The following is an 11,381-nucleotide window of genomic DNA, read 5'->3' as shown; positions in this document are numbered from 1 at the left end:
TTTCCTATGAAACCCCTCTTCTGTCTTTATTGCAAGGTTTTGTCCTGTACTAAGCCAAAAATCACAAAGGCGGCGGAACCTGAATTGCGTTCTTCAAGCGAAAGCCCCGACCATTCATGGCTAAAGCTGCGCGGTAGTTCCTTTGAGATTTTTTCCATAATGTCGATCGCTTCGCCAGAGCTAACTCCCGGTGCGGGGTTGCCTGTGATTTCAATCGAACGGAAGAGGTTGTAGTGGTTGATAATCGAAGGCGCAATGATCGGTGTGACCTTAACCAGATTTCCCATGGAAATCATTTGCCCTGTGCGCGATCGCACGTATAACTTCGTAATATCCTCAGGATTTGAGCGGAACTGTTGGTCGGCTTGGATGTAAACCCGATAGCTGCGACCAAAGGCATTGAAATCATTCACATACCTTGAGCCCAAAAAGGCTTGCAGGGTACTAAAGATATCCTGTGGCGAGATTTGGAGGGCATTCGCCTTTTCGCGATCGACCTCTACACTCAATTGGGGTGTGTTGCCATTAAAGCTGGGACGAATCCCGACAATCTTGGGCGGTAATTTCGGATCGGGATAGGTACTGGCTCGCCCTAGCAACTGCCCCATGGCTTGTTCCAATACCCGAAAGTCTTGGTTGTTTTTATCCTGTAGCTCGTATTGGAAACCACCCGTACTCCCAATCCCCTGAATCGCAGGTGGTGGGAATGGAATTACAAAGCCTTCCTTAATTCCACCAAACTTGGGTCTGAGCCGAGTGATAATCCCTGCGACGGACTGATCGGCGCTCTTGCGATCGCTCCAAGGTTTGAGCGTGGTAAATACGATGCCAGCGTTGGGCGTATTCCCACTAAACCCAAATCCACCGATCGCAAAGATTCCCTCGATATTGGATTCTTCTTTAACGATCGCTTCAACTTTCTCTAGAATTTTTTCGGTGTAATTGAGCGAGACCCCATCGGGAGCCTGCACGATCGTAATGAAATAGCCTTGATCTTCTTCGGGTAAAAAGCCTGTGGGAATAATTTTATAGACCCCATAGGTGAGGAACAAACCAACAGCAAACAGAACTAGTACCACACCTTTTAAGTGGGTGACTTTTCCGACTGCCTTCCCATAATTGGTTCTGGTCTTGTCGATCGCCCAGTTAATGCCATTAAAGAACCAGTTGTTGGGGACTTGTCCCTGTCGTAACAGTTGCGCCGAGAGCATCGGCGTAAAGGTAATTGCATTAAAGGTAGAAACGGTAATCGAGAAGGCGATCGTCAAGGCAAACTGCTTGTAAAGCTGCCCCGTCGTCCCCGGGAAGAAGGCTACGGGCACAAACACAGCAATAAGAACCAGCGAACTGGCGATTACAGCACTGAGCAATTCATCCATCGAGGCGATCGCGGCTTTAATCGGGTTCATCCCCTCTTCTTGAATGCGCTTGTTGATGTCTTCGACCACCACGATCGCATCGTCTACCACCAAGCCTGTCGCCAAAGTCATGCCAAACAGGGTAAGGGTATTGATGTTAAAGTTCAGCAGTTTGACAAAGATAAACGTACCGATCAGGGCTACAGGAATTGCCAAAGCAGGAATCAGCGTGGCTTGCCAGTTTTGCAAAAACAAGAAGATAATCACCACCACCAAACCGATCGATAGGAACAGAGAGAAAATCACTTCTTCTGCCCCAGCTTCGACAAATCGGGTGGTGTCAAAGGCAACCTTGTAATGTAAGCCCGGGGGGAAACTTTCTTCTAGGGCTTCCATTTCTCTTTTGACGGCATGAGCCACATCCAAGGCATTGGCATCGGGTAACTGGCTCACCCCTACACCCACACCCTGAATTCCATTAAATCTCAGTACTGTGCCGTAATTTTCCGCGCCTAGCTCTACCCGACCAATGTCTCGCACCCTGATCAGCGAACCATCATCAGCCGTCTTGACTACAATATCAGCAAATTCACTGGCTTCTTTAAGCCGACCCTTGGCTGAGATCGAAAGCTGGTATTCCTGATCTGGGGGAGCGGGTTGTTGCCCGATCTGTCCCGCCCCTACTTGAAGGTTTTGTTGCTGCAAAGCGGTCGCTACGTCTTGGGCTGTAAGTTTGCGAGCCGCGAGGCGATTGGGATCGAGCCACAAACGCATGGCATATTTGCGTTCGCCAAAGATCGTGACGTTACTCACCCCTTTGGCACGTTTGATCGTGTCCGTAATGTAAAGATCGGTATAGTTACTGAGATAAACATTGTCATACTTGAGTTTGCCATTCTCATCCCTGTCGGAATAAATCCCGATCGCGAGCAAAAAGCCCGTACTTTGCTTTCTCACCCTAATCCCGGTCTGTTGGACTTCGGCGGGCAATTGCGACAACACCGAAGATACGCGATTTTGCACGTCTACGGCAGCAAGGTCTTGATTTCGTCCTAAATCAAAGGTGACGCTGATGTTGCTCGTCCCATCGTTAGAGCTGCTAGAGGTAATGTATTTGGCGGCTTCGATACCGTTTAACTCGCGTTCTAAGATGGAGGTGACCGTCGCCTCTACGGTCTGGGCATCTGCCCCAGTATAGTTAGCAACGACATTCACCTGCGGCGGCACAATTTCAGGATATTGCGCGATCGGCAGGATAAAAATACAGGCAGCACCAATTAGGGTGACGACGATCGAGCAAACTGTCGCAAACACAGGTCGCCTGATAAAAAAGTCAGCAATAGATAGGATCATGGGCGCTTAAGTGTTTGATGGGAGGAGCTAGGGAGTTTAGGGTTTAAATCTGGAGCTGGAGAGTGATGAAAAAATCCACGTGAATAAACTAGATAAATGCGCTGGATGTCTAATCGAAAAATTATTTGATTGCGCTGGATGTCTAATCGAAAAATTATTTGATTGTCTGGAACTATCGAATAACTAATGATAAAAAAATAAAGGTCGGGCTATTTTTTCGGCTGAGGGGTTTCAGGTGGGGCAGGCATAATCGGGACGCCATCGCGCAACGTCAAAATTCCTGCGACCACAATTTGCGCGTTGGGCTTTAACCCTTCTAAAACTTCTTGGTTGTTGCCTACAATCTTACCGAGTTTCACCGCTTTTTGGCTGGCTACGAGCTGGGGTGGTTTGCCCTCTTGGGTTTTCGTCTCTGCCACAAAGATAAAATCTTGACCGCCTACCCGCGCGATCGCACTGGTGGGTACTAAGATCCCCGGCTTGGTTGACCAAATCACCCTTGCCCGCACAAATTGAGAGGCACGCAGGGTATTTTTGCTGTTATCAAAATTTGCCTTGACCAAGATCGACTGGGTCTGGGCGCTGATATTCGGAGAAATAAATGAAACCGTTCCTTCCGAGATTTTTTGGTCTTGACCGTCGCGTAACTCCACAGGTAAGCCAATGCGGAGTTGCGGGGCTTTTTCCACGGGAACTGAGATCTGGACTTCTAGGGCGCGATTTTCTGTAACTTGGGTCAGTTGGGTGGCATTGCTGACATAATCGCCCACCTTAACGGGAATATCGCCCACCACGCCTGCAAAGGGAGCCGCGATCGTATAGTACTGAAGCTGTACTTCTTGCTGGACGACATCTGCCTCAGATTTTGCCACTCGGGTCTCGGCACTGGCAATACTTGCACCTTGCGCGCGAATTTGGGCATCGATCGCATTCAGGTCAGCCTGAGCGGTTCTTAGCTTGTTGGCAGTATCGTCCAACGCTTGTTGGGTTGTTGCCCCTTCTTTAGTCAGATCTGAGTAGCGTCGAAATTGTTTTTGGGTATAGGCTAGCTCTGATTCTTTCGCGGCTCTTGCGGCTTGCAGGTTGATCAGGGTGGCTCTGGCATTCTCCACATCTGCCTGTGAGGACAAGACCGTAGCATTAAAACTGGTGACCGTTGCTTGCTGCTTGGCGGGATCGATCTGTAAAAGCGGTGTGCCTGCCTCAACGCGATCGCCTGGCTTGACATAAATTGCTAAAATCTGACCGTCAACTCTTGGTTGTAGCGTGACTGACTTGCGAGACTGCAAACTTGCCACATAATCCGAGCTATCGGTGACCGTTCCAGACATGACGCTTTCGATTTTGACGCTGGCAGGCCCACCTCCTCTAGGAGGCTCACCGCCCTGTCCGCAAGCACCAAGGGAAAGTGAGACGGCTAACACGACAGGGAGAAACTTTCTTGGCATTTTGGTAAGCATAGCGATGGGTTTAACCCGATATCTCTGGCTAGATAGTCTAGCGGTAATCCTTAAAATCTTCAAATTCATGTTTTTAGTAACAAAAAGTGACTAGAACGACAATTTCCAAATAGGGACTTTAAACGATCGCGATTCTTATCAATCAAAGTGCAGTTTCTTCATCGCTTTGGGGCTAAGCAAGATCCTCGACGGACAAAAAAACTATGAATTATTTCTTATGTTACGCGCGAATTTTAGAGGTTTTTGGGGCGCTTTTAACCATTACTTTTTCCAGTTCACCTCTGGGCTCAAGTCTGCGTGAATAGATTTTGTAATTGAATCTAAGGTCAATTCATCCTAAACTAGATGGCTAAACAGTAAATATTTCTGAATCTCGTGTAGAGACTTTTAAAAAACCTGCTTTAGTGAAAGCATCTATCTAGCCAGCCATAATCTATCTTATTGTAGTTATTTTTAAAGTTAATGAGGAGTCATGATTCCCTATGGGATGCGTACCCACGCTTGGTTGATATTGCTGGTCATCAGGTAAACCGCTAACGCACTGTATGGATATTGCCCCTGAGCTGATCGTTATTTCTTGTTTGATTGTAGCTAGTGCCTTGCTTGCGGCAGCAGAAACCGCTCTAATTTCTGTGAGTGATGTGCGAATTAGAGCTTTGGTAGAGCGTGGAAGCAGACGCGCGCGCATGATCCAAAGAATCGCCGCAGACAGCACGAGATTTCTCTCTACAATTCGAGTTGCCGCCACCTTTACCAGTTTTTTTACGGCAGCGATCGCATCTACACATTTTTCCCAGCCCTTCGCAACATTCCTAAAGCCCTTAATTGGGGCTAATTTTGCCTATCCTGTTGCTTTTATTAGTGTCACCACGGCGATCGCTTTAATTAGCTTGATTTTGGGCGAACTCGTGCCCAAACGTTTTGCCATGCACCATGCCGAAAAAGTTGCGATGACCTTGGTGCGACCGATTAATTTTTTAGGCAAACTGATCGCGCCCCTCGTCGGCTTTACCAGTGCGATCGCCAGCCTCATTTTGTTCGTATTTGGTTCGCCAACGGGTGAGAGCGATGAAGTCACGGGTATCGAGGAAATTAAGGCGACGGTGGATGCTGCGCGTACGGGTGGCTCCGTGGGCGAACAAGAGCGCCGCATTATCTATGGGGCAGTCGAACTCAGCCATATTCCTGCGAGGGCGATCATGGTTCCGAGGGTACAAATTCAATATCTCAAGGACACCACCACCCTCGACGAAGCCTATCAAATCGTGTCTGAAAATGCCCATACCCGTCTGCCCGTCTGCGAAGAAGACCTCGATAATATTATTGGCATCCTCTATGTCAAGGATTTAATTCGACCCTTGGCGCAAATCATGGATCAACCGCCTACGGTACGAGAGTTGGTGCGTTCGGTACGCTATGTCTCTGAGGATCAACCAGCCTCAGAAATCCTACGGGATATGCAGAAAGATCGGCTGCATATGGTGATTGTCAAGGATGAATTTGGCGGTACGGCTGGACTTGTGACGATCGAGGATGTCTTAGAAGAGATTGTGGGTGAAATTCGCGATGAATACGACACCGAAGAAGAGAAGGAATTTCATCGAATCGCCGAACACCAAGGCATTTTCAAAATTCGCGCCAGTATTTCTACGGTGAACAACGAACTGAACGTGCAATTGCCGCGAGATGAAGTTGCGACGCTGGCAGGACTGTTTTTAGAAGAGATGCAACGACCACCAATCGCGGGAGATCGCCTAGAAATCGATGATATTTTGCTAGAGGTTTTAGAGGACAGCCAGAGAGTGATGGTCTCTCTGATCGAGCGCACTGAGGAAGATGAAGACGAACGCGATCGGGAAAAAGAACGAGATCGGGAGAAGGAACGGGAAAAAGAACGCGAACCTGAGCGAAAACAAGAACCCGAACCCGAACCCGAACCTGAACCCAAACCTCTTAGCGAAGAAGTTAACGAACAGGGAATCACCTGATCTCTATGGCTAGTAAGGGATTTTCTCGAAAATATTGTACTGACAACGTCAGTTCGGGATAAGAAAACCTGAAACGCTATACATCCCAAAGATCCCCCCCAGCCCCCCTTAAAAAAGGGGGGAGAACTCACTTGTCCCCCTTAAAAAAGGGGGATGCCCTATCGGGCAGGGGGATCAAACCCCTCGGTTCCAGTAAGTTGGATTGCTTTGTTCAGAAATCTTTAACCCGAACTCAGGTTACCGATAAGCCCAACGTTAGCTGAGCCTTGGCTCACTGAGCCGAAGCCAAATTTAGGGCTTTGGTATACCTTCACAATCCTGAAACCTCTGATATCATAATGAGTCTGACCGATAGGAAGTGATGAGCGCAATCGTTTCCTATGGAATTGAGGTTTGCCTATTGATGGGGCTTGGTTGCATATTGCAGCGATCGCCAAACATACGAGACAATAAAGAATTGCTTCTTTTTAACCATGATTTCAGATATTTTACCCGGTAAGAGTTTTCCTCTAGGTGCCACGGTTTACCCCAATGGTGTCAATTTCTGCATTTATTCAAAAAGCTGTACGGCATTAGAGCTTCTGCTTTTCGATCATGCTGATGCGCCCCAACCAAGCCGCGTAATTAAACTAGATCCCAAGAGATATAAAACTTTTCATTACTGGCATGTGTTTGTCTCGGGGATTGGGGCAGGACAAATTTATGCTTACCGTGCCTACGGAGATTTTGCCCCCGAACGCGGACACCGTTTTGATGGGAGCAAAGTGCTGCTCGATCCCTATGCCTATGCCGTGGTTGGCTGGAAAAATTATAGCCGAGAAGCAGCGATTCCCTTTGGTAAAGACAACTGCGCCCAAGCCCTTCGTGCTGTAGTTGTCGATCCGATTACCTACGATTGGGAAGGAGATGCCCCCCTTCTAAAGCCCTACTCTACCACCGTAATCTACGAGATGAATGTCAATGGGTTTACGCGCAACCCCAATTCTGGCGTCACACCCAGTAAGAGAGGCACCTTTGCAGGGCTAATCGAAAAGATTCCCTACTTAAAAGATTTGGGCGTGACAGCGGTGGAATTACTGCCCATCCATCAATTTGACGAACAGGATGTCAAACCGGGGTTGACTAACTACTGGGGCTACAGCACGATCGCTTTTTTTGCGCCGCACATGGGTTACAGTTCCCATCAAGATCCCTTGGGGGCTGTGAATGAATTTCGGGATATGGTCAAGGCTTTGCACAAAGCAGGTATTGAGGTGATTCTGGATGTGGTGTTTAATCACACGGCGGAGGGCAATCAAGATGGACCAACCCTTTCTTTTCGAGGAATCGGGAATAAGGCTTACTACATTCTCGATCAACAGGATCCCTCCCTTTATAGCAACTATAGCGGTTGCGGGAATACCTTAAAGGCCTATCACCAAGTTGTCGGTCTCATGATTATTGACTGCCTGCGCTATTGGGTAGCAGAGATGCATGTTGATGGTTTTCGCTTTGACCTTGCCTCTGTGCTCACTCGCAGTCAGACCGGACATCCTTTAGAAGATCCGTCGATTTTATGGGCGATCGAGTCAGACCCCGTGCTGGCTGGCACCAAGATTATCGCAGAAGCTTGGGATGCTGCAGGTTTATATCAAGTTGGTTCGTTTATTGGCGATCGCTTTGCCGAATGGAATGGACCTTTTCGCGATGATATCCGCCGCTTTATTAAAAGCGATTGCGGTACGATCGGCAGCTTGGCAGCAAGGCTGATGGGCAGTCCAGATATTTACCCACAACCCGATCGCGAACCCAGTCGCAGCATTAACTTCATTACCTGCCATGATGGGTTTACGATGAACGATCTGGTTTCCTATAACCTCAAGCATAACGAAGCCAATCAAGAGAATAACCAAGATGGAGCAAATGCAAACTTTAGTTGGAATTGCGGTGAGGAAGGTGTAACTAAGAATCCCGAAATTGAGGCTTTACGCCTCCGTCAGATCAAAAACTACTATACGATTCTTTTGGTTTCTCAGGGTACGCCGATGATCCTGATGGGAGATGAAGTGCGGCGATCGCAAAATGGTAATAACAATGCCTATTGCCAAAACAACGAACTGAGTTGGTTCGATTGGAGCAGCTTAGCAGGAGAGACCGACCTTCTGAGATTTGTCAAAGGAATGATTCGGTTTACCCAGTCCTTAGAAATCTTTCGACAGGAGCGCATTCTTGCTGTCACCTACGGCAGTCAAGATCCGCATATTGTTTGGCATGGGGTCAAATTAGGTCAACCTGACTGGGGCAGCCACTCTCACAGTTTAGCCTTTACGCTGCGACATCCCGACAGCGGAGAACTCCTCCATATTCTCTTAAATGCCTATTGGGAACCGCTGACATTTGAGTTGCCACCTCTATCTGCGGGAGAACATTGGTATCGCATTGTAGATACGGCTCTGCCATCACCCAATGATTTTAGCGATTTGGATCGAGCTCCCTTAGTTAAGGAAAAGGAATATAAGGCTCAGCCAAGATCCTCTGTTGTCTTAATGGCTGCCTATATAAATTCTCCCGTAAATTCTTAGAAGGTTCCGTAAACTATCGTTAAAAAAGCTTGCTAATACCTACCTATGTTCCATCATCATCACCATCATCACTCCCTCCACTGTAGCCACTGTAGCGATGTCGATCTTGAAGGCAACGCGAACACGGCATCTCATAAGGTACGCCTGCTGTGGACTGTGCTGGTTTTGGTTAGCAGCTTTTCGATCGCAGAGTTATGGGTGGGTCTGTCTAGCCATAGTCTTTCGCTGCTGGCTGACTCTGGACATATGCTGTCCGATGGTTTGACGCTCGGCTTGGCATTGATGGCAACTTGGATAGCCCAACGACCTGCCAATCGGCAAGCTCCCTTTGGCTATCGGCGCGTTGAAGTTTTAGCTGCTCTGGCGAATGCTCTGGGCGTGGCAACTCTTGCAGGTTGGCTGGGATGGGAAGCAGTGATGCGCCTGCAAACACCTCCCGATGACATTCTCAGTTTGCCGATGTTAATTACGGCGATCGCAGGTTTGGGCGTAAATAGTCTGAATGCGTGGCTCTTACACAAAGATAGCCATGACGATCTCAATCTCAAGGGAGCCTTTCTGCATGTCGTCTCGGATGCGATCAGTTCCGTCGGTGTAATTTTAGCGGCGATCGCGGTATGGAAATTGCAATGGAATTGGGCAGATGGGGCGATCGGTCTCGGTGTCGCAATCTTGATTGGATTGGGCTCCATCCCTCTGATTCAACAAAGCCTAGGGATTCTACTAGAACGGGCTCCTAGCTATCTGGATATCGAAGCAATTCAAGCTCACCTAGAGAGCTTTGAGGGTGTTGCGGTAGTGGCAAATCTGCGCGTATGGTCGATCGCCCTGCAACAAGAAGCGCTCCTCGCCGATCTAAAGGTGTTCACGCAGGATGGCATGGAACGCGATCGCTTACTCAGTCAAATCCAAGCTTCTCTAAAGCAAACCTTTGACATTCATGAGGTGTTTCTGCAAATTACGGCGGTTGATACGATCGCCAGTTCCACTGCCTCAGAAAAGCCGCAAAGCAAATCCTTAGAAACATCCTTCGCGTTAGCTGAGGTGGAAAGCTTTCGCCAAGCCGTTTTACAAGAAGCTGCGATCGCAAAAGAAGGCATCAGCCAAGGATAAGCATCAGACCGTTAAGCATAGACATATCTGAACAAAACTTTCGTAAAGATATTGACAACCTTACTAAATTGTCATGAATAATAAAAGATAGCAAATAGAGATTTCCATCGAAATTTAGAGGGACGAAGATGGATTCAAAACTTTCAATCCTTGGCATTGCCTTAGTAGCGCTACTTGGTGCTGGTTGTGATACAGTCAATACTGTAAACGATACCCCTGCAACTCGGTCGGCTTCACTCAAACAGGTAGATGCTCAAACCCAAGGGAATACTCCAACTCAAGAGAATAAAGCTGAAGCAAAAGTATTCCTCGATCGCGGCAATGCCAAATATAATTCAGACGATAAACAAGGCGCGATCGCTGATTTAAATGAAGCTATCCGTCTCGATCCTAAACTGACAGAAGCCTATGTTAGTCGTGGAAACGCAAAGGACGATCTAGGCGATAGTCAAGGCGCGATCGCTGATTACAGCCAAGCAATTCGTCTCAATCCAAATTTTGCTCCAGCATACAACGAGCGGGGGTTAGCGAAATATAGAGCAGGTAATAAACAAGATGCCAATGAGGATTTTGACAAAGCAATTCGTCTCGATCCTAAACTTGCAGAGGCTTACTATAATCGCGGCAATGCCAAAGATGATTTAGGCGACAAACGAAGCGCGATCGCGGACTATAACGAGGCGATTCGACTCAAGCCTAACTATCCAAAAGCTTATATCAATCGTGGAAACGTTAAAGATGATTCGGGAGACAGTCAAGGAGCGATCGCTGATTACAGCGAAGCAATTCGTTTAAACCCTAACGAGTCTAGTGCTTATCGAGAGCGAGGAGTGGCAAGGTACAGGGCAAAAGATTTCCAAGGGGCGCTCTCTGATTACAACAAAGCAATTCAGCTCAAGCCTAACTATGCGAATGCCTTCTATAGTCGTGGAATTCTAAAGGGAGACTTGGGAGATAAGCAAAGCGCGATCGCCGATCTCACCGAGGCAGCTAAGCTATTCAAGGAGCAGGGAAATACAAGATTTTCAGACCAAGCTTTGCAGAGAATCCAAAAACTCTCGCAATAATGGTATTGGCTATCAGATCGGTACTGTAATTTAAAACAAGGCAAAATTTTAGTCAAAGGTCAACTTACCTTTCAGTGTGAGGTAAATTGAGCCTGGTAACCAAAAGACGAGAATGAGGAAAAATTGGATTAAGTTACCTCGGTAAGAACCTTCTATCAGATTAAATACACAGCCTGCAATACCGATCGCTCCCAAAATCCTCAAGGTTACGGGACGAACCTTGGGGAAAAAGCAAGTAGTCGCAATCACAACAAGTATTGCAGCTATAAAAACCCCTCCTAAGATTAGTTTAGGATGCTGATCGGCTGGTAAGACTGCCAATCTCTCTGATACCATCATGAACAGGGAGCCGCCTGCCAAGATAGTAAAGATCCCAAGAATATTCCACATTGTTTTACTCATGATGTCAGTTCCTCTCTGAAAAGGTATTAGAGTTGTTGGGAAATAAAAACAAGTTGTGGACAGGGTTTTCCTCTTCCCT

The 11,381-nt window shown here is 47.5% G+C and carries 7 protein-coding genes; 4 read left to right on the top strand and 3 right to left on the bottom strand.

What is annotated here, in order from left to right; all coding sequences use genetic code 11:
• Positions 1-26: 26 nt before the first annotated feature.
• Together V2H45_RS22945 and V2H45_RS22940 are read right to left on the bottom strand one after the other, a co-directional pair.
• Positions 27-2,711, bottom strand: coding sequence for an efflux RND transporter permease subunit (locus tag V2H45_RS22945; RefSeq protein ID WP_330486017.1), 2,685 nt, complete (start codon positions 2,709-2,711; stop codon positions 27-29).
• A gap of 209 nt (positions 2,712-2,920) precedes the next feature.
• A complete protein-coding gene (locus tag V2H45_RS22940; protein ID WP_330486016.1) occupies positions 2,921-4,159 on the bottom strand; it encodes an efflux RND transporter periplasmic adaptor subunit in 1,239 nt (412 codons plus the stop codon).
• A 557-nt stretch (positions 4,160-4,716) separates the two neighbouring features.
• On the opposite strand from V2H45_RS22940, the gene V2H45_RS22935 reads away from it, so the two are divergent.
• From V2H45_RS22935 to V2H45_RS22920, 4 genes are all read left to right on the top strand, one after another.
• Positions 4,717-6,159 (top strand): hemolysin family protein, encoded by a 1,443-nt coding sequence (locus V2H45_RS22935; protein ID WP_330486015.1) that lies wholly within the window; start codon positions 4,717-4,719, stop codon positions 6,157-6,159.
• 473 nt (positions 6,160-6,632) lie between these two features.
• On the top strand, positions 6,633-8,720 hold the full coding sequence (gene glgX / locus V2H45_RS22930) for a glycogen debranching protein GlgX (RefSeq protein ID WP_330486014.1): 2,088 nt from the start codon (positions 6,633-6,635) through the stop codon (positions 8,718-8,720).
• 45 nt (positions 8,721-8,765) lie between these two features.
• Entirely contained in the window at positions 8,766-9,833 is a 1,068-nt protein-coding gene (locus tag V2H45_RS22925) for a cation diffusion facilitator family transporter (protein WP_330486013.1), read from the top strand.
• A gap of 128 nt (positions 9,834-9,961) precedes the next feature.
• A complete protein-coding gene (locus tag V2H45_RS22920) occupies positions 9,962-10,900 on the top strand; it encodes a tetratricopeptide repeat protein (RefSeq protein WP_330486012.1) in 939 nt (312 codons plus the stop codon).
• 48 nt (positions 10,901-10,948) lie between these two features.
• Here V2H45_RS22920 and V2H45_RS22915 read toward each other — a convergent pair whose 3' ends face one another.
• Positions 10,949-11,302, bottom strand: a complete 354-nt coding sequence (locus tag V2H45_RS22915; protein ID WP_330486011.1) for a hypothetical protein — start codon at positions 11,300-11,302, stop codon at positions 10,949-10,951.
• Between the last annotated feature and the right edge of the window lie 79 nt (positions 11,303-11,381).

The organism is Tumidithrix elongata BACA0141 (assembly GCF_036349135.1).
GTDB lineage: Bacteria > Cyanobacteriota > Cyanobacteriia > Pseudanabaenales > Pseudanabaenaceae > Tumidithrix > Tumidithrix elongata.
Note: the sequence above shows the minus strand (reverse complement) of the source record. Positions and strands in the feature narration are given on the sequence as shown.

Bases quoted from the DNA above. Each gene is read 5' to 3' on its own strand.
- V2H45_RS22935 (WP_330486015.1), top strand. From the start codon at position 4,717: ATGGATATTGCCCCTGAGCTGATCGTTATTTCTTGTTTGATTGTAGCT.
- V2H45_RS22940 (WP_330486016.1), bottom strand. From the start codon at position 4,159: ATGCCAAGAAAGTTTCTCCCTGTCGTGTTAGCCGTCTCACTTTCCCTT.
- V2H45_RS22945 (WP_330486017.1), bottom strand. From the start codon at position 2,711: ATGATCCTATCTATTGCTGACTTTTTTATCAGGCGACCTGTGTTTGCG.
- glgX (WP_330486014.1), top strand. From the start codon at position 6,633: ATGATTTCAGATATTTTACCCGGTAAGAGTTTTCCTCTAGGTGCCACG.
- V2H45_RS22915 (WP_330486011.1), bottom strand. From the start codon at position 11,302: ATGAGTAAAACAATGTGGAATATTCTTGGGATCTTTACTATCTTGGCA.
- V2H45_RS22925 (WP_330486013.1), top strand. From the start codon at position 8,766: ATGTTCCATCATCATCACCATCATCACTCCCTCCACTGTAGCCACTGT.
- V2H45_RS22920 (WP_330486012.1), top strand. From the start codon at position 9,962: ATGGATTCAAAACTTTCAATCCTTGGCATTGCCTTAGTAGCGCTACTT.